At 68.2% G+C, this 18184-nt stretch carries 21 protein-coding genes; 16 read left to right on the top strand and 5 right to left on the bottom strand.

Features of this window, described 5'->3' with window-relative positions; translation table 11 throughout:
• Positions 1–234 precede the first annotated feature (234 nt).
• From BM115_RS19980 to BM115_RS19950, 7 genes are all read left to right on the top strand, one after another.
• The gene (locus BM115_RS19980) at positions 235–855 is read left to right on the top strand and encodes a MotA/TolQ/ExbB proton channel family protein (protein ID WP_092298078.1); all 621 of its coding nucleotides are present in this window, start codon (positions 235–237) and stop codon (positions 853–855) included.
• Positions 856–871: 16 nt separating this feature from the next.
• A complete protein-coding gene (locus tag BM115_RS19975; RefSeq protein ID WP_092298076.1) occupies positions 872–1303 on the top strand; it encodes an ExbD/TolR family protein in 432 nt (143 codons plus the stop codon).
• Positions 1304–1484: 181 nt separating this feature from the next.
• Positions 1485–2609: a tetraacyldisaccharide 4'-kinase gene (gene lpxK, locus BM115_RS19970; protein ID WP_092298436.1), complete on the top strand. Its 1125-nt coding sequence runs from the start codon at positions 1485–1487 to the stop codon at positions 2607–2609.
• Entirely contained in the window at positions 2590–2802 is a 213-nt protein-coding gene (locus BM115_RS19965) for a Trm112 family protein (RefSeq protein WP_092298073.1), read from the top strand. Before lpxK ends, BM115_RS19965 begins: the two co-directional genes overlap by 20 nt.
• 11 nt (positions 2803–2813) lie before the next feature.
• Positions 2814–3623: a 3-deoxy-manno-octulosonate cytidylyltransferase gene (gene kdsB, locus BM115_RS19960; RefSeq protein ID WP_092298070.1), complete on the top strand. Its 810-nt coding sequence runs from the start codon at positions 2814–2816 to the stop codon at positions 3621–3623.
• Between the two features lie 310 nt (positions 3624–3933).
• The gene (gene adk, locus BM115_RS19955; protein ID WP_092298067.1) at positions 3934–4599 is read left to right on the top strand and encodes an adenylate kinase; all 666 of its coding nucleotides are present in this window, start codon (positions 3934–3936) and stop codon (positions 4597–4599) included.
• A 151-nt stretch (positions 4600–4750) separates the two neighbouring features.
• Entirely contained in the window at positions 4751–5509 is a 759-nt protein-coding gene (locus tag BM115_RS19950; RefSeq protein WP_092298064.1) for a 3-hydroxyacyl-CoA dehydrogenase, read from the top strand.
• A 9-nt stretch (positions 5510–5518) separates the two neighbouring features.
• Here the strand turns inward: BM115_RS19950 and BM115_RS19945 are convergent, their stop codons facing one another.
• Complete coding sequence (locus BM115_RS19945; protein ID WP_092298061.1) at positions 5519–6313, bottom strand: helix-turn-helix transcriptional regulator; 795 nt, start codon at positions 6311–6313, stop codon at positions 5519–5521.
• A gap of 124 nt (positions 6314–6437) precedes the next feature.
• Here BM115_RS19945 and BM115_RS19940 point away from each other — a divergent pair, with 124 nt between their 5' ends.
• The gene (locus BM115_RS19940; RefSeq protein ID WP_092298058.1) at positions 6438–7211 is read left to right on the top strand and encodes a class I SAM-dependent methyltransferase; all 774 of its coding nucleotides are present in this window, start codon (positions 6438–6440) and stop codon (positions 7209–7211) included.
• Positions 7212–7220: 9 nt separating this feature from the next.
• On the opposite strand, the gene BM115_RS19935 is transcribed toward BM115_RS19940, so the two are convergent.
• Positions 7221–8129 (bottom strand): LysR family transcriptional regulator, encoded by a 909-nt coding sequence (locus tag BM115_RS19935; RefSeq protein WP_092298055.1) that lies wholly within the window; start codon positions 8127–8129, stop codon positions 7221–7223.
• 94 nt (positions 8130–8223) lie between these two features.
• On the opposite strand from BM115_RS19935, the gene BM115_RS19930 reads away from it, so the two are divergent.
• On the top strand, positions 8224–9252 hold the full coding sequence (locus BM115_RS19930; protein ID WP_092298052.1) for a bile acid:sodium symporter family protein: 1029 nt from the start codon (positions 8224–8226) through the stop codon (positions 9250–9252).
• Positions 9253–9335: 83 nt separating this feature from the next.
• On the opposite strand, the gene BM115_RS19925 is transcribed toward BM115_RS19930, so the two are convergent.
• Both BM115_RS19925 and tsaE read right to left on the bottom strand, forming a co-directional pair.
• The gene (locus tag BM115_RS19925) at positions 9336–10835 is read right to left on the bottom strand and encodes an N-acetylmuramoyl-L-alanine amidase (protein WP_092298049.1); all 1500 of its coding nucleotides are present in this window, start codon (positions 10833–10835) and stop codon (positions 9336–9338) included.
• Positions 10829–11362 carry a tRNA (adenosine(37)-N6)-threonylcarbamoyltransferase complex ATPase subunit type 1 TsaE gene (gene tsaE, locus BM115_RS19920; protein WP_092298433.1) on the bottom strand — a complete coding sequence of 178 codons (534 nt, stop codon included), beginning with the start codon at positions 11360–11362 and terminating at the stop codon, positions 10829–10831. Before tsaE ends, BM115_RS19925 begins: the two co-directional genes overlap by 7 nt.
• A 16-nt stretch (positions 11363–11378) precedes the next feature.
• Here tsaE and queG point away from each other — a divergent pair, with 16 nt between their 5' ends.
• A complete protein-coding gene (queG, locus tag BM115_RS19915) occupies positions 11379–12536 on the top strand; it encodes a tRNA epoxyqueuosine(34) reductase QueG (protein WP_255370918.1) in 1158 nt (385 codons plus the stop codon).
• Here the strand turns inward: queG and BM115_RS19910 are convergent.
• Positions 12533–13426, bottom strand: coding sequence for an AEC family transporter (locus BM115_RS19910; protein WP_092298043.1), 894 nt, complete (start codon positions 13424–13426; stop codon positions 12533–12535). The genes queG and BM115_RS19910 overlap by 4 nt on opposite strands.
• A 180-nt stretch (positions 13427–13606) precedes the next feature.
• On the opposite strand from BM115_RS19910, the gene BM115_RS19905 reads away from it, so the two are divergent.
• From BM115_RS19905 to plsY, 6 genes are all read left to right on the top strand, one after another.
• Entirely contained in the window at positions 13607–14227 is a 621-nt protein-coding gene (locus BM115_RS19905) for a chalcone isomerase family protein (RefSeq protein ID WP_255370917.1), read from the top strand.
• 92 nt (positions 14228–14319) lie between these two features.
• Positions 14320–15297 (top strand): tripartite tricarboxylate transporter substrate binding protein BugE, encoded by a 978-nt coding sequence (locus BM115_RS19900; protein ID WP_092298037.1) that lies wholly within the window; start codon positions 14320–14322, stop codon positions 15295–15297.
• A 249-nt stretch (positions 15298–15546) separates the two neighbouring features.
• Entirely contained in the window at positions 15547–16026 is a 480-nt protein-coding gene (locus BM115_RS19895) for a methylated-DNA--[protein]-cysteine S-methyltransferase (protein ID WP_092298034.1), read from the top strand.
• On the top strand, positions 16023–16961 hold the full coding sequence (xerD, locus tag BM115_RS19890; RefSeq protein WP_092298031.1) for a site-specific tyrosine recombinase XerD: 939 nt from the start codon (positions 16023–16025) through the stop codon (positions 16959–16961). Before BM115_RS19895 ends, xerD begins: the two co-directional genes overlap by 4 nt.
• Positions 16962–16982: 21 nt before the next feature.
• Positions 16983–17474 carry an aminoacyl-tRNA deacylase gene (locus tag BM115_RS19885; protein ID WP_092298028.1) on the top strand — a complete coding sequence of 164 codons (492 nt, stop codon included), beginning with the start codon at positions 16983–16985 and terminating at the stop codon, positions 17472–17474.
• A 95-nt stretch (positions 17475–17569) separates the two neighbouring features.
• Entirely contained in the window at positions 17570–18181 is a 612-nt protein-coding gene (gene plsY, locus BM115_RS19880; RefSeq protein WP_092298025.1) for a glycerol-3-phosphate 1-O-acyltransferase PlsY, read from the top strand.
• Positions 18182–18184: the final 3 nt, after the last annotated feature.

Here is an 18184-nt window from a genome sequence, read left to right as displayed (position 1 = left end):
AGACAGCCACACGAGCCGCCCGGGCCGGGCCGATGCGCGCCTGAGACAGCACGCGCGCGAGTGTCTTGCCGCGCGCCGAGGGGCGGGTTAGAGTGGCGCCTGCATTTTTCGAGCATTGCCGCGGCGCGCCGGGTCCATCGGTGCGCAACAAAGGCTGCCGCGCATTGGCGGTACCGCACCGGTACCTCGCTGTCCGTTTCGGGTCTGTTGGTTCTGTAGATTTCGGGGGTCCACGTGTTTTCCATCATTCAAGCGGCCGGCTGGCCGATCTGGCCACTGCTGCTCGCCTCGATCATTGCCCTCGCGCTGATCGTCGAACGTTTCCTCACCCTCAAGCGCAGCAAGGTGCTGCCGGCCCGTCTGTACGAGGAGGCCCTGTCGGCCGCCCAGCAGCGCAAGGCCACGCCCGAGGTGGTGAACAATCTCGAGAAGAATTCCCCGCTGGGCCGCGTGCTGGCCGCCGGCCTGCGCCATGTGGTGCTGCAGCCGCATACCTCGCGTGACGCCGCCAAGGATGTCGTCGAGGAAGCCGGCCGCGTCGTGGCGCATGAGCTGGAGCGCTACCTGAACGCGCTCGGCACGATTGCCTCGGTGGCCCCGCTGATGGGCCTGCTCGGTACCGTGATCGGCATGATCGAGATCTTCGGCAGCCAGGGCGGCACCGGCGCCAACCCAGAACAACTGGCGCACGGCATCTCGGTGGCGCTGTACAACACGGCTTTCGGCCTGATCGTGGCCATTCCGGCGCTGATCTTCTGGCGCTACTTCCGCCGCCGCGTGGACGACTACGTGGCCGAACTCGAATTCCGCGCCACCACGTTCCTCGACGCGATCCTGCCCCAGCGGCGGGCCTGAGCCGCGGGGACGCGCCATGCATTTCCGTTCCCGCCAGCGGCGCGAGGAGCCCGAGATCAACCTGATCCCGCTCATCGACGTCCTGCTCGTGATCCTGATCTTCCTGATGATCACGACCACCTATTCGCGCTACACCGAGCTGCAGATCCAGCTGCCGACCGCTGACGCCGAGCGCGCCCAGCAGCGGCCGAGCGAGATCGTCGTGTCGGTCTCGGCCCGTGGCGTCTACTCGGTCAACAAGCAGGTGCTCGAACAGAAGGACGTGACGAGCCTCGCCGATCAGCTACGCAACGCAGCCGGCCCCCTCGGCAATGGCCCGCCGCCCGTGGTCATCGTCAATGCCGATGCCCAGGCGAGCCATCAGGCCGTCATCAATGTGATGGAGGCCGCACGTGTGGCCGGCCTGTCGCGCCTGACCTTCGCCACGCAGAGCACGCAGCAACGCTGACCTGCCCCGGTATACCCGGCGGCCCACGCCCAAAGGGCGCCGGGCCGCTGGTGTACCATCCGCACCGGGCTTGCGGCGTGCGCCGCGCAATGCCCATAATGTCTGCATGCCGATCGATGGCGCGCCAGCCGGTGCGCCATCGCCGATTTCCGTCCGCCCTATCGTCGCCTCCGCCGCCCGCATGCCCGCTCCCCGACACGCCGTAGCCGACTTCGTCACCGCCCAGTGGCAGCGCCGCGGCTGGTTCGCGCGGCTGATGTGGCCGGCCTCGCTGCTGTTCGGCCTGATCGCCCGGGTGCGCCGGCACGGCTATCTCAACGGCTGGTTCAAATCCACCCGACTGCCGATGCCGGTGATCGTGGTCGGCAATGTCACCGTGGGCGGCACCGGCAAGACACCGGCCGTGATCGCGCTGGCGCGCGCGCTGACCGAAGCGGGGCTGCGGCCCGGCGTGGTCTCGCGCGGCTATGGCGTGTCGCTGAAGCATCCGCGCCGCGTGAAACCCACCTCGCAGGCCAGCCAGGTGGGCGACGAACCGCTGCTGATCGCGCGCGCCACCGACGTGCCGGTCTGGGTCTATCCGGACCGCGCGCTGTGCGCGCAGACCATGCTGGTGTCCCACCCCGGCGTGAACGTGCTGCTGCTCGACGATGGCCTGCAGCACTACAAGCTCGAGCGCGACTTCGAGATCGTGATGTTCGACACCCGCATGGGCGGCAACGGCATGCTGCTGCCGGCCGGCCCGCTGCGCGAACCGCTGACCCGTCCGCGCGACGCCACGCTGATCAACGACCCGCACTTCCGCGCCACGCCCGACAAACCCGATGTCTACGGCATGCGCCTGGAACTCGACGACGCGTGGCAACTGAACGACCCGACCATGGTGCGCCCGCTCTCCACCTTCGCGGGGCGGCGCGTGCTGGCCGCGGCAGGCATCGGCAATCCGGAACGGTTCTTCGCCAGCCTGCGCGGCGCCGGCCTCCAGCCCGCCACGCTGCCGCTGCCGGACCACTACGACTTTGCCGAGGACCCGTTCGCGGACCACCCGGCGGCGCTCGATGCCGACGTCATCCTGATCACCGAAAAGGATGCCGTAAAATGCGACCGCTTCGACGACCCGCGCATCTGGGTCGTCCCCACCACGCCCGTGATCGACGCGGGCCTGATCGACAAAATCCGCCGCGCCGTGCAGGCGCGCAACCCGGCCATCGCCACGCCCGTCACCGTGGGGCAAGCCGCCCCCGCAGCAAACGGGGCGACGACCGGGCTCGACAAGGAATCCCACGATGGACAACCGGCTGCTTGAAATCCTCGTCTGCCCGCTCTGCAAGGCCAAGCTCGAATACGACCGCGCCGCGCAGGAACTGATCTGCCACGCGGACAAGCTGGCCTACCCCATCCGCGATGGCATTCCGGTCATGCTGGCCGATGAAGCGCGCCAGACCGTGCCGGGCCGCGTGGTGCCCGTGGAGCCGTCCGCCCCGGCCGCCGGCAACTGAGTTTTCCCGCGATGCGTACTCCCGCCTTCACCGTCGTGATTCCGGCCCGGCTCGCCTCGACGCGCCTGCCGAACAAGCCGCTTGCCGATATTGGCGGGCACCCGATGATCGTGCGCGTGGCCGAACGCGCCCACGCCTCGTCCGCGCGCCGTACCGTGGTGGCCACCGATGCCGCCGCCGTGGCCGAAGCCTGTGCCGCGCACGGTGTGGAGGCGGTGATCACGCGCGCCGACCATCCGTCCGGCACCGACCGCCTCGCCGAAGTGGCCACCCTGCTGGGCCTGGCCGACGACGACATCGTGGTCAATGTGCAGGGCGACGAACCGCTGATCGACCCGATCCTGATCGACGAGGTGGCGCTGTATCTGGCCGCCCATCCCGATTGCGCGATCGCCACGGCGGCGCATCCGCTCGATGACGTGGCGGAGGTGTTCAATCCGAACGTGGTGAAGGTGGTGTGCGACAACCTCGGCCGGGCGCTGTATTTCTCGCGCGCGCCGATTCCGTGGGCGCGCGACGCCTGGACCGCCGTGCCCACGCAGCCGGCGGCCAGCGCCACCGTGCCGCTGCCGGCCATGCCGGTGCTGCGCCATATCGGCCTCTATGCCTACCGCGCGGGCTTCCTGCGCCGGTTTCCGACGCTGGCCGTCGCCCCGATCGAGCAGACCGAGGCCCTGGAGCAGCTACGCGCCATGTGGCACGGTGAGCGGATCGGCGTGCTGGTGACGGGGGCAGCACCTGCCCCCGGTGTGGACACCCAGGCCGACCTCGAACGCGTGCGCGCCCTGTGGGCCAGCAGCGTGGCGCAGGAAGGTCCGTGACAGCATTCCTGCACGGAAGTTCATACTGCTGCAACCTGAACGGAATCCGAACCGTACTGCCCGTGGCATAATGCTTGCCGATACAGAGCCCGTGGGCGCGTGCTACGCGTTCGCACAAGGCTCGGTGGGGAGATAGAGAAAGCGAGCCAGACCGTGAGCCCCGCTGCCTTCGGCAGCCGAGTGCGCCCGGGCGCCAACCATGACGTGACGTCGGCACGACTTGCCGGCGTAAGTCCTGCGTCAAGTTGCGGCGTTACCCTCCTTCGATACCCCCGCAAGACCGAATTCAAATTGTTCTGAGGACCCGTAAATGCGTTTGATCCTGTTGGGCGCACCTGGCGCCGGCAAAGGCACGCAAGCCAAGTTCATCTGCGAAAAGTTCGGCATTCCGCAAATCTCCACGGGCGACATGCTGCGCGCCGCGGTGAAGGCCGGTACGCCGCTGGGTATCGAAGCCAAGAAGGTGATGGACGCGGGCGGGCTGGTGTCCGATGACATCATTATCGGCCTGGTCAAGGACCGTCTTAAGGACTGCGACTGCGAAAAGGGCTATCTGTTCGATGGCTTCCCGCGCACCATTCCGCAGGCCGAGGCGATGAAGGAAGCCGGCGTGGCCATCGACTACGTGCTGGAGATCGACGTGCCGTTCGACGCCATCATCGAGCGCATGAGCGGCCGCCGCGTGCACGTGGCTTCGGGCCGCACCTATCATGTCAAGTTCAACCCGCCCAAGCAGGACATGCTGGACGACGTGACCGGCGAAGCGCTGATCCAGCGCGACGACGACAAGGAAGAAACCGTGCGCAAGCGCCTGGACGTGTACTCGCAGCAGACCCGTCCGCTGGTCGACTACTACTCGAACTGGGCCGCCAACGGTGACGCGTCGGCCAAGGTGTCGCCGCCCAAGTACCGCAAGATCGCGGGCGTGGGCGATGTGGACAAGATCACGGCCTCCGTGTTCGAAGCGCTGAAGTAAGCGCACCGCGCCGCTGTACCGAGAAAGGCGACCTCCGGGTCGCCTTTTTTTCGTCCGCGCGTTCGTTTTTTATCCGCAGGCTTTCCCATGACGGTCGATTTACGTTAACGTAAACGGCAATCTGACCACAGGAAACAAAGGAGACAGGCGGATGGACATCCAGAACAACGTATTCATCGTTACCGGCGGCGCATCGGGACTGGGCGCGGGCACCGCGCAGATGCTGGCGCAAGCCGGCGGCAAGGTCGTCATCGCCGACCTGAACGAGGCGGCCGGGACCGCGCTGGCCGAGGAATTGGGCGGCCAGTTCGTGAAGTGCGATGTGGCGTCCGAGGTGGATGGCCAGGCGGCTGTCGACGCCGCGCTGAAGCTGGGCCGGCTGGCCGGGCTGGTCAACTGCGCGGGGATCGCCGTGGCGGCCAAGACCGTCGGCAAGGATGGCCCCCACCCGCTCGCTTCGTTCGAGAAGACCGTACGCGTGAACCTGATCGGCACGTTCAATATGATCCGGCTGGCCGCTGCCGCCATGGTGCGCAACACGCCCGACGCCGATGGCGAGCGCGGCGTGGTCATCAATACCGCCTCGGTGGCGGCGTACGACGGGCAGATTGGCCAGGCGGCCTACGCGGCGTCCAAGGGCGGCGTGGTCGGCATGACGCTGGCCATCGCCCGCGACCTGGCGCGCGACGGCGTGCGCTGCATGACCATCGCCCCCGGCCTGTTCGAGACCCCGATGCTGATGGGCATGCCGCAGGAAGTGCAGGACGCGCTCGGCCGGATGGTGCCGTTCCCTCCGCGTCTGGGCCGTCCGGCCGAGTATGCGAAGCTGGTGCAGGCCATCGTCGTCAATACGATGATGAACGGCGAGGTGATCCGCCTCGATGGCGCGATCCGGATGCAGCCGAAGTAAGTACCGACGCTACCCGGCCGTCGGCAGCAGCATGCCGAGCATCAGGCCCGGCGCGGCCGGCGGCACCATCGTGATCTGTTCGAAGGCAAGCAGGCCGCGCGTCGGGTGATGAAACCCGCGCCGGCCGCCCTGGCGCTCCTCCACATCCTGCGAGGCCCAGGCCGCGCGAAACGCCGCGCTCTCCGCCCGCAATCCCTCCACCAGCGCCCGCGTCGGCGGGTCTTCGGCATGGCGCAGGCTGTGCACGCGGAACTCCGCCACCAGCCGCGCCGCCCGGTGCGGCCAGTCCTCGACCAGTGCCTGCAAGGTCGGCGACAGGAACATCGCACGCATCAGGTTGCGCTCCGTACTGCCGGGATCGAGCCAGCCGACGAACAGGTCGGCCGCCGCCGCATTCCACGCCAGCGCATTCCATTGCCGATCAAGCAGATAGGCGGGGCCGGCGATCGCATGCACGCTGGCCAGCAGCGCGGGCGGCACGGCCGGCTCGGCGTCATCGCGCGGGGCGGGACGGCCCGCCAGCGCGAACAGGTAACCGTGCTCGGCGCGCGAGAGCCGCAGCGCCTGGGCCAGGCTGGTCAGCGCACGCGCGGACATCGACACCGGCCGGCCCTGCTCCAGCCACGTCACCCAGGTCGCGCTGAGCCCGGCCAGTTGCGCGACTTCCTCACGACGCAATCCAGGGGTGCGGCGCCGCCGGCCGGGCGGCAGGCCCACATCGGCAGGCGTGAGGCGCTCCCGGTGGGCGCGCAGGAAGGCGCCAAGTTCGGCTTCGCGCGATGAAGGGGCAGATGGCTCGGACATGGTAGTGCTTCTTATACCAGGATAAATCGGTCACTTGTACCGGGAAAACGTGCCGTCTACAGTACGTGAACCCTTGGGCCCAAGGCAAGTCTTCCCCCGTCCAAATAGAACAATGAGGCACCCCATGCAACAGCAGGAACTCGTCGCGGCGCAGTTTGGCGCCACCGCGCAGGCTTATCTCACCAGCGCGGTCCACGCCCAGGGCGCGGATCTCGATCAACTCAAAGCCGCCCTCGCCCACCTGAAGCCGGTGGGCCATAGCCGCGTGCTCGACCTGGGCTGCGGCGCCGGCCATGCCAGCTTCGCTGCGGCGACGCAGGCCAATGCGGTAGTCGCGTACGACCTCTCGCCGTCCATGCTCGACGTGGTGGCGGGCGCCGCGCGTGAGCGAGGACTGACGAACATCACCACGCAGCAGGGCGCGGCCGAGACGCTGCCGTTCGCCGATGCCAGCTTCTGCGCCGTGGTCTCGCGCATGAGCGCCCATCACTGGCGCGACGTGCCCGCCGCGCTGCGCGAAATCCGCCGCGTGGTAAAGCCGCAGGGCAAGCTGGTGATGATCGATATTGCCGGCGCCGACGATCCGCTCTGCGATACGTGGCTCCAGTCGGTGGAGTTGCTGCGCGATCCGTCACACATCCGCGACTTTTCGCCGACGCAATGGGCGGCGCTGTGCGAAGCGGCGGGATTCGATGTGACGGTGTCACCGACCTGGCGGATCGAACTCGATTTCGATACCTGGGTGGCGCGCATGCGCACGCCCGAGGTGGCGGTGGCCGCCATCCGCCATCTCTGGCAGCAGGCGCCCGCCGAGGTGCGCGAGCGCTACCGGGTGCAGCCAGACGGCAGCTTCTCGCTGGAGGCGACCATGGTGACCGCCACGCCGCGCATCGGATAAGGCTGTTAACTAATTAGTCAGGACCGCTTCGGCCGGAATCGGCAGCGTCTGGACCATCTGCCAGACCGCTGCCGCCGCCGGCGAGAGCGAGCGATCCTCGCGCCGGACCATGACGATGCTGCGCTCCTCGCGCGGCGTGAGCGGGCGCGACACCAGCGGCGACGCCTCCGGCAGCGGCAGTGAGAACGACGGCAGCACCGACGCCCCAATCCCCGCCTCCACCATTCCGAACACGCTGGCCGAATGGCCCAGCTCCTGCACCACATGCGGCGCCACGCCATGGCGCGCGAAGATCCGGTCGATCAGCGGCCGGCTGCCGGACGCGAAATCGAGCAGCACCAGCCGTTGACCGTGCAAGGCGGTCCATGAGACCGATTGGGCGTCCGCCAATGGGTGATCCCGGCGGCACACGAAGCAGAAGGGATCGGTCGCCAGCGGGGCGATGGTCAGCCCTTCCCGCGCCATCGGATCGATCAGCACGCCGAAGTCCACCGCGCCGGCACGGATCTGTTCAAGGCCATCGGCCTGCACGTTGTCACGCACGAACAGGCGGATTTCCGGGTACTGGCGTGCGCATTCCGCCACATACATCGGCATCAGGCGGGCGGAGATGGTGGGTGCGCTGGCGATCACCACGCGGCCTCGGTAGCGCTCGCCCAGTTGGCGGGTTTCCTCGAGGGTGTCGTCCAGCTGGCCGAGCAGCCGCTCCAGCGCTGGCACCAGCGCCGTGCCGGCATCGGTCAACACCACCTCGCGCGTGGTGCGATCCAGCAGCCGCACGCCAAGTGCTTCCTCAAGCTCTGCCACGCCCCGGCTCACCGCCGGCTGCGTGAGGCCGACGGCATCCGCCGCCCGGCTGAAACTGCCGTGCGCCGCCACCGCCAGAAAGACCCGCAACTGCCGCAATGTGTAATTCATGCAACGATCAGATGAATCAATACGATAAATGAATTTGCATTCTAGACGCCGTTGGCGTCCAATACCAAGCGGAAACCCTTAAGCACTATCCCCAATGTCTGCCATCCTGACTCCCTTCAAAAAGCTGTACGACCTGATCGACGGCTTCGTCCTGATCATGCTGACCGCGATTGCGGTGGCGCTGATCGCCCCCGAGGTCGGTACCGGTGACGGCCCGCTGCACCTTGGCATTGTCACCAACCTTGGCGTCGCGCTGGTGTTTTTCCTGCACGGCGCAGCGCTCTCGCGCGACAAACTCGTGGCCGGCGCGCGTCACTGGCGCCTGCACGTGTTCGTCCAGGCGTTCACCTACGTGGTGTTCCCGGTGGTGGGCGTGGTGCTGATGTTCGCGCTGCGCGACGCGCTGCCGGCAGACCTGCTGCTCGGCGTGTTCTTCCTGTGCGTGCTGCCGTCCACGGTGTCCTCGTCGGTGGCCATGACGTCGATGGCGCGCGGCAACGTGCCGGGGGCCATCTTCAACGCCACCATCTCGGGCCTGATCGGCATGGCGCTCACGCCGCTGCTGATGGGCCTGGTGATCAGCGCCTCGGGCACCGGCAACATGCCGCTGGGCCGCGCGCTGACTGGCGTGGCGCTGCAACTGCTGCTGCCGTTCGCACTGGGCCAGCTGGCCCGTCCGCTGATCGGCAACTGGCTGGCAAAGAAGAAGCAGATCACCAGCAAGATCGACCGTGGCGTGATCGTGCTGATCGTCTACTCGTCGTTCTGCGATGCCACGGCCGCTGGCCTGTGGCACCAGTACCACTGGCAGACCATCGGCGCGGTGATGGGTATCGCGGCGATCCTGCTGATCGTGGTGCTCGGCGCCACCACCTTCGTCGCCCGCCGCCTCGGTTTCTCGGTGGAAGACGAGATCACGGCGGTGTTCTGCGGCTCGAAGAAGAGCCTGGCGAACGGCATTCCGATGGCCAAGATCCTGTTCGCGGGCCATCCCGCGCTGGGCCTGCTGGTGCTGCCGCTGATGGTCTACCACCAGCTGCAACTGATCGTCTGCTCGGTGATCGCCGGCCGCTACGCCAGCCGCGACGACGCCCCCGAGGCGCGCGGCACGGCTCGCGCCTGAGCCGCACCCCCCTCTCCCTCCCCGCATGACAAAAGCGGCGCCCTCGGGCGCCGCTTTTTGTTTCTGACCAGTACGAAAAGGGCTTACACCGACGGATTCTTCGCCAGCGGCGGGTTCTTCGCGAAGTACGCCTTGATGCCGCGCAGGATGGCGTTGGCCAGCTGCTCCTGGTGCGCGTCGTCGTTGAGCTTGCGCTCCTCTTCCGGGTTACTGATGAAGGCGGTCTCGATCAGGATCGACGGAATGTCCGGCGCCTTGAGCACGGCAAACCCGGCCTGCTCCACGCTGCCCTTGTGCAGCTTGTTGATGCCGCCGATCTCGCCCAGCACGGCCTTGCCGACCTGCATGCTGTCGTTGATCTGCGCCGTGGTGGACAGGTCCAGCAGCACGCGCGCCACCTGGGCATCCTTGTTGCCCATATTGGTCCCGCCGATCAGATCGGCGTTGTTTTCCTTGTTGGCGAGCCAGCGGGCGGCAGTACTGGACGCGCCCCGCTCCGACAGCGCGAACACGGACGCCCCGCGCGCCTCCGGCGACAGGAAGGCATCGGCGTGGATCGACACGAACAGGTCGGCCTGCACGCGCCGCGCCTTCTGCACGCGCACGTTCAGCGGCACGAAGAAGTCCGAGTCGCGCGTCATCATCGCGCGCATATTGGGCTGGGCGTCGATCTTGGCGCGCAGCCGGTGCGCGATCTGCAGCACCACGTCCTTCTCGCGCGAACCCGCCGCGCCGATGGCGCCGGGGTCCTCGCCGCCGTGGCCGGGGTCAAGGGCCACGGTCAGCAGGCGGCGCATCTTGAACTGGCTGGGCGGCGGCACATTGGTCTGGGCCATCGGCGGCGGCACGGGCGGTGCCGAGGGAGCCGAAGGGGTAGAAGGCCTGGGCTTGACCTGCGCGACAGCCGGCGGCGGCGCCGTGGTGGCCGGCGGGAGCTGGTCCTTATCCTCGAACTTGCGCACCAGCGCGCCAATCGCATCTTCCTCGGCCCCGGGCGGCGCGCCGGACACGCCCTCGCTGCCGGCCGGCGGCGGGGTCTGGGCGAAGCGGCGCTGCTTGTCCTCGGTATCGCGCACCAGCTTCCAGAGCGGATCGGGCGGATTCACCGGGTAGAGGTCGAACACGAGCCGGTTGCGATAGTTGCCGATCGGGGCCAGCGTGAACACCTGCGGCGAGACGTCTTCCTTGAGGTCGAACACCATCCGCACCACGCGCGGCCGGTTCTGGCCCACGCGCACGGTCTGGATATAGGGGTCGTTGGTGCTGATCTTGGCCACCAGCTCGCGCAGCGTGGGCGAGAGGTCGAGGCCGTCGATATCGACCACCAGGCGGTCCGGGCTGCGGATCATCTGGTGTTGCGCGGCCAGCGGCGCGTCGGACTCGATGGTCACGCGCGTGTAATCCTCGGCGGGCCAGACGCGCACGGCCACGATGCCGGCGCCGCGTGCAATCTGCGGGCCGACGAGGGTCAGCACCACCGTGCCCGCGCCCAGCCGCGCAGCCTGCGCCATCCACTTGCGCCGGGCCTGCAGCAGTCCGTCGGGTCCATCGGGTCGGTCGGTGGCGAGTCGCTTGATCAGCATGCGTTCAGCAGGATAAGTCCAGTGGGAGTATAGGCCCGCAGCGTGGCCATGCGGGGATCGGCGCCTTCCGGATCGGCGCCCGCGGCCAATTCCAGCGCGCGGATGTCCGATTGGAGCAACACGTGGAGGTCCGGTTCCCCAAGCAGGCGGCCCGCCTTTTCCGGCCATTCGACGAGATTGAACGCCGGCTCGGCGAAACAGTCGCGGAATCCGGCGTCGATCCACTCCTCGGGGTCCGCGAAGCGGTACAGGTCGAAGTGGTAGACGGTGAGGGGCGAGCCATCGGCCCGGGCCACCTCGTAGGGCTCGCACAGCGTGTAGGTGGGGCTGCGGACCTTGCCCGCGTGGCCCAGCGCGCGCAGCACGGCGCGCGAGAGCGTGGTCTTGCCCGCGCCCAGGTCGCCCGAGAGCTGCACATGCACCGTGCGCGGCGGCATGGCCTGCACCGTGGCGGCCAGCGCGGCGCCGAAGCGGGCGGTGGCGGCCTCGTCCGGCAGCGTCAGGATGCGTTCTTCGAGCAGGGGCATTGCGTACAATTCAGGAATGATCGATGTCGCAGCACCCGCCCCCACTGAAATCTCGCCACAGGCGCCACCGGATCTGGCCGCCCTGGCGCAGTCCATGCGTGGCTGGGGCGCGGCGCTTGGCTTCGATGCGATCCGCATCGCCGATGTCGATCTGCGCCACGCGGAAGCGGGCCTGTTGGCGTGGTTGCAGGCGGGCTACCACGGCGACATGGATTATATGGCCAACCACGGCATGCGGCGCGCCCGGCCGGCCGAACTGGTGCCGGGCACGGTGCGGGCCATCGTCGCCCGCATGCCCTATTTGCCTGCCGAAGGCCCTGACGACTGGCGCGGCCACGAACTCGCGCGGCTCGACGATCCGTCCACGGCCGTGCTCTCGCTCTACGCCCGGGGCCGCGACTATCACAAGGTGCTGCGCAACCGGCTCCAGCAGCTGGCGGCGCGCATCGAGCAGGCCATCGGCCCGTTCGGCTATCGCGTATTCACGGATTCCGCGCCGGTGATGGAGGTGGCGCTGGCCAGCCAGGCCGGGCTGGGCTGGCGCGGCAAGCACACGCTGCTGCTGGACCGCGACGGCGGCTCGATGTTCTTCCTCGGCGAAATCCTCGTCGACCTGCCCCTGCCTGCGGACCCGCCCGAGGCCCCCCACTGCGGCAACTGCCGCCGCTGCATCGACATCTGCCCCACCGCCGCCATCCTGGAGCCGTACCGGCTCGACGCCCGGCGTTGCATTTCTTACCTGACTATCGAGCACAAGGGGCCGATTCCCGAGGAATTCCGCGCGCCGATGGGCAACCGCGTCTATGGCTGCGACGACTGCCAGCTCGCCTGCCCGTGGAACAAGTTCGCGCACCGGGCCACGCTGCCCGATTTCGATGTGCGCAACGGCTTCGACGCGCCCGACATGGTCGACCTGTTCGACTGGACCGAGGCCGAGTTCAACCAGCGGCTGGAAGGCAGCCCGATCCGCCGCATCGGCCATGAACGCTGGCTGCGCAACCTCGCCGTGGGGCTGGGCAACAGCCTGCGCGCCGCGGCCGGTACCGATCCGGCGCTGGCCGGGCGCATCCGCGCCGCGCTGCGGGCCCGGCAGGACGCCGCCACGCCGCTTGTGCGCGAGCATATCGACTGGGCACTGGCCCAGGACCCCTCCCCGGCCGCCCCCGCTCCCTAGCTGACCAGCGCCAGCCAGAACGGCGTGGTGACGATGGCGGCGATGGTCATCAGCGAGATCGTCGCCGCCACCATCGGCCCATTGCCGCCCATGCGCACCGCGAGGATGTACGCGCTCGGCGCCGTGGGCAGCGAGGCGAACAGCACCACGATCTGGTACTGGAGCGCCGTCAGCGGCAGGTAGCGGCCAGCCAGCCACGCGAAGGCCGGCATCGCCAGCAGCTTCACGCCGCACCACCACGCCACCGGCCCGATCGCGCCCGTGGCGCCGCGCATCTGGAGCCCGGCGCCCACGGTCATCAAGCCCAGCGCCGTGGAGGCCGAGCCGATCCGGTTGAGCGTCATCGCCACCACTTCGGGCGGATGCAGGCCAAGCAGGTTGGTAATCAGCCCGCCCGCCGTGGCCAGGATCAGCGGATTGCGCGCCAGCTCGCGCAGCAGCCGGGACTCCCCATGCCGCGCCAGCGCCCACACCGCCACCACGTTGCACAGCGGCACGGTCACGCCCACGACCAGCGCCATCAGCGCGAGCCCCTCGCTGCCGCCCAGCCGCGACGCCAGGGCCAGCCCGATATAGGAATTGAAGCGGAAGGCGGTCTGGAGCCCCGAGGCGAAGTCGCGCGGGGCCGGCCGCAGCACGAATTTGACGAGGCAGCCCGTGACCACGCCCAAGAGCGTGGTGGCCAGCGCCAGCCCCAGCATGGCCGAGGTGGAGGAGAAATCGAACCTGGCACTGTTGGTGGATTGCAACAGCAACGCCGGGAACAGGACGAAGTAAACCAGGCGTTCCACGCCGGACCAGAACACGCGGTCGAACGGCGTGTAGCGGACCAGCAGCCAGCCGATCAGGATCAGGCTGAAGTCCGGCACCAGCAGCAATGCTGAAGACATGTCTCTTTAGTTTTTATGCACGACAGACCACCCTTGTGACGCATGCGGCAACCGGGAACGCGGGCGGGGAACCCCCACGGCAGGCACGGCCAAATGTGCAGACTAGGGCAGATACGGATGGGTATTGTTCCAGAACTCCGGCAACATGGCATGCCAAATTTCGTCTTGCCCGCCGCACCCATGAAGGTCCCCGCCCGCCGATCCACCGCTCTCCGCAGACACGCCGCCGCGCTCGCCGTGGCCGTGGGCCTGCTGTCGCCGCTGTCGGCCATCTCCACGCATGCCATGGCGATGGAGATCGAGGGGGTGCGCTTCGACGACGCCACGCGCGTCGGCGGCAAGGAGCTGCAACTGAATGGCGCCGGGCTGCGCGCGGTGTTCGTCATCAAGGGCTACGCGGCCGGGCTCTACCTGCCCGAGCGTTCGCGCAACGCCACCGTGGCGCTGGGCACGCACGGGCCCAAGCGGCTGCAGATCCGCCCGCTGCGCGAGGTGGAGTCCGATGCCTTCGTCAAGGCGCTGAACACGGGCCTGCGCGAGAACCACTCCGAGCCGCAGCTAAAGCTGCTGGCCGACCGCCTCACCCAGCTCGAGCAGACCATGAACCTGGTCGGCACGGCGCGCCGGGGCGATGTCATCAACTTCGACTACGCCCCCGAAAGCGGCACCGTGGTGGCCGTCAACGGCATCCCGCGCGGGCGGCCGATTCCGGGCGAGGACTTCTACCAGGCGGTGCTGCGCATCTTCCTGGGCGAACATCCGGTGGACCGCGAACTCAAGCGCGGCCTGCTGGGCGGCTGAATCCGCAACGCCGCCGGCGCAACGCTCGCCGGCGTTTTATGACCTCCCCGGGCGCGATCCGTCCGGCTTTCAGAACGGGAGACTCTCTTCTCATGCACGCTCGTAAAACCGCACTGACCCTGGCCGTTGCCGCCATCGCCTCGGTGGCTTCCGTGGCGCACGCGCAAAGCTTTCCGACCAAGCCGATCCGCCTGATCATTCCGTTCGCGCCGGGTGGCACCACCGACATCGTGGGCCGTGGCGTGGCCGACCAGATGAGCCGCATCCTCGGCCAGCCCGTGGTGGTGGAAAACCGCGCTGGCGGGGGCGGTTCGATTGGCGCCGACGCCATCGCCAAGGCCCCGCCGGATGGCTACACCATCGGCATCTCCACGGTTTCGACCATGGCCGTGAACCCGGCCTGCAACCCGAAGCTGTCGTACGACCCGATCAAGGACTTCAAGCCCATCACGAACGTGGCCAACGTGGCCAACGTGATCGCCGTGAACCCGAACTTCCCGGCCAAGGACTACAAGGAGTTCCTGGCCGTGCTGAAGGCCAATCCGGGCAAGTACTCGTATGCGTCGTCGGGCACCTGCGGCTTCGGCCACATGCTGGGCGAGCAGTTCAAGGTCTCGACCAAGACGTTCATGGTGCACATTCCGTACCGTGGCGCAGGCCCGGCGCTGAACGACGTGCTGGCCGGCCAGGTACCGATCATGGTGGACAACCTGCCGTCGTCGATGCCCTACATCAAGGCCGGCAAGCTGCGCGCGCTGGTGGTGGCGTGGGACAAGCGCGTGGACGGCCTGCCCAACGTGCCGACCTTCGGCGAAATGGGCCTGAAGGAGCCGAATGACCCGGCCTGGTACGGCCTGGTGGCCCCCGCCGGCACGCCGGACGACGTGATCGCCAAGCTGAACGCGGCGGCCGTCAAGGCGCTGCAGGACAAGGACTTCGTCCAGCGCCTGCGCACGGCTGGCGCCGAGCCGTCGGGCAACACCCCGGCCCAGCACGCCGCCGAGATCAAGAAGGAATTCGACAAGATGAAGACGCTTGTGAAGGTGCAGAACATCAAGCTGGAGCAGTAAGTACGCCCAAGTGGCCCTTCAGGACCACGAGTTTTGCTCCCTCTCCCCTCAGTGGGAGAGGGTCGGGGAGAGGGGTGGTCCAGCATGCGACCACATCAAGCGGAGCCTTCGGTGTGTTCCAGCATGCAGGCTCCGGCCAGCGCCTGCCCTCTCTCCCGGCCTCTCTCCCAGAGGGAGAGAGGCGCAAACCGCAGCACCGGCGCGAATCGGCATAAAATCCGGGGTCATTACCCCAGCCGTCCATCAGCCATGTCCCACCGCTTCGATGCCGTCCTGCCCGCGCCTTTCGGCAAGATCGGCGTGCGTGCCGATGGCGAGCACGTCCACGAAATCGTCTACCTGCCCGACAGCTTCGAGCTGATTGCCCCGGCCAGCGCCCTCGCGCGCCGCGTGGCCGCGCAGCTGGACGCCTACTACGCCGACCCCGACACCGTGTTCGACCTGCCGCTGGCCCATCGCGGCACCGCGTTCCAGCGCAAGGTCTGGGACGCCATCTCGGCCGTGCCGCGTGGCGGCCTGACCACCTACGGCACCATCGCCAAGCGCCTGCAAAGCATGCCGCGTGCCGTGGGGCAGGCGTGCGGGCAGAACTGGTTCCCGGTGGTCATTCCCTGCCATCGCGTGGTGGCCGCCAACGGGCTGGGGGGCTTCGCCCATCATGGCGAGGAAGGCTTCCATCTCGGCGTGAAGCGCTGGCTGCTGCGCCACGAGGGCGCGATGCTGCTATGAGCGAGGTTGTGCACGCCGAGGCCCCGGCCGGCACCGATCCCAGCGCCGATCTCGCGCTGGTCGATCGCTTCTGCGACGCGCTGTGGCTGGAAGACGGCCTGTCGCGCAACACCATCGACGCCTATCGCCGCGACCTCGCCCTGCTGGCACGCTGGCTCCACGGCGCCGCCCACGGCAAGCTGCTGGGCGTGGACGACACCCTGCTGTCCGCCTACTTCGCCGCGCGCCATCTGGAGACACGGGCCTCGTCGGCCAACCGGCGGCTCACCGTGTTCCGCCGCTTCTACCAGTGGGCGCTGCGCGAGCACATGATCCAGGCCGATCCGTGCCTGCTGCTGCGGCCCGCCAAGCAGCCGCCGCGCTTTCCGAAGACGCTCTCCGAAGCCCAGGTCGAGGCCCTGCTCGAAACCCCCGATACCGACACCCCGCTGGGGCTGCGCGACCGCACCATGCTCGAGCTGATGTACGCGAGCGGGCTGCGCGTGTCCGAGCTGACCAACATGAAGACCGTGGAAATCGGCCTGAACGAGGGCGTGGCGCGCATCGTGGGCGGCAAGGGCAACAAGGAGCGGCTGGTGCCGTTCGGCGCGCAGGCCGGCGACTGGCTGCGTCGCTACCTGGCCGAGTCGCGCCCCGCCCTGCTGGCCGGGCGCCCCTGCGACGCGCTGTTCGTCACGCAGCGCGGCGAAGGCATGACGCGCCAGACCTTCTGGCACCTGATCAAGAAGCACGCGCGCGAAGGCGGCATCCATGCGCCGCTTTCGCCACATACGCTGCGGCACGCGTTCGCCACGCACCTGCTGAACCATGGCGCCGACCTGCGCGTGGTGCAGCTGCTGCTGGGCCATGCCGATATCTCCACCACGCAGATCTACACGCACGTGGCGCGCGAGCGCCTGCGCGAGCTGCATCTCCACCACCATCCGCGCGGCTAACCCCCTGCCGCGCCGCGCCTCATGAGCAAAGCGAAACACATCTCCGAGACCCCCGCCACGCAGATGCTGCGCCGGCATGGCGTGGATTTCGGCGAGCATCCCTATGAATATGTCGACCACGGCGGCACCGGTGAGTCTGCCCGCCAGCTGGGCGTGCCCGAGCACGACGTGGTCAAGACCCTGGTCATGGAGGACGAGCGCGCGCAGCCGCTGATCGTGCTGATGCATGGCGATTGCTCGGTCTCGACCAAGAACCTGGCGCGGCAGATTGGCTGCAAGAGCGTGCAGCCGTGCAAGCCCGAGGTGGCGCAGCGCCACAGTGGCTTCATGGTCGGCGGCACGTCGCCGTTCGGCACGAAGAAGCGGATGCCGGTCTATGTGGAGGCCGGCGTGCTGGCGCTGGAGCGGATCTATATCAACGGCGGGCGGCGCGGCTATCTGGTCAGCATCGCGCCGGAGGTGCTGACGCGGCTGCTGGAGGCCAAGCCGGTCGAGTGCGCCCTGCCGGACTGAAATCGGATTGAATCGGGGCTGACCCGAGCCTGACTGACACGGACGGGCGCGCTACAATCGCGCCAGCCTGAAACCCCCAAAAAGATTCCCCTGCAATGGTCAACCTGCTATTCGCCGTCGTCGCCTACCTGATCGGGTCGGTGTCCTTTGCCGTCGTGGTCAGCAAGCTCATGGGCCTGCCGGACCCGCACAGCTATGGCTCGGGCAACCCCGGTGCCACCAACGTGCTGCGCACGGGCAACAAGAAGGCGGCCATCCTGACGCTGATTGGGGACGGCCTGAAGGGCTGGTTCGCGGTCTGGCTGGCCCGGCACTTCGGCCCGGGCTACGGGCTGGAGGATTCGGGCGTGGCGCTCGCGGCGCTGGGCGTGTTCCTGGGCCACCTGTTCCCGGTGTTCCACCGCTTCGCGGGTGGCAAGGGCGTGGCCACGGCCGCCGGCATCCTGTTCGCGATCCATCCGCTGCTGGGCGCCGGCACGCTGGCCACCTGGCTGATCATCGCGTTCTTCTTCCGCTATTCGTCGCTGGCCGCGCTGGTGGCGGCCATCTTCGCGCCGTTCTTCTATGTGCTGATGTTCGGCGTGGATATCATCACCGGCGCGGTCTTCGTGATCGGCGTGCTGCTGGTGGTGCGCCACCGCCAGAACATCGCCAAGCTGCTGGCCGGCAAGGAAAGCCGGATCGGCGAGAAGAAGAAGGCTGGCTGAGGG

Origin of the sequence: Cupriavidus sp. OV096, from assembly GCF_900115455.1 — a bacterium.
GTDB lineage: Bacteria > Pseudomonadota > Gammaproteobacteria > Burkholderiales > Burkholderiaceae > Cupriavidus.
The sequence above is the reverse complement of the archived record's forward strand: the minus strand, read 5'-3'. Positions and strand labels throughout refer to the sequence as shown.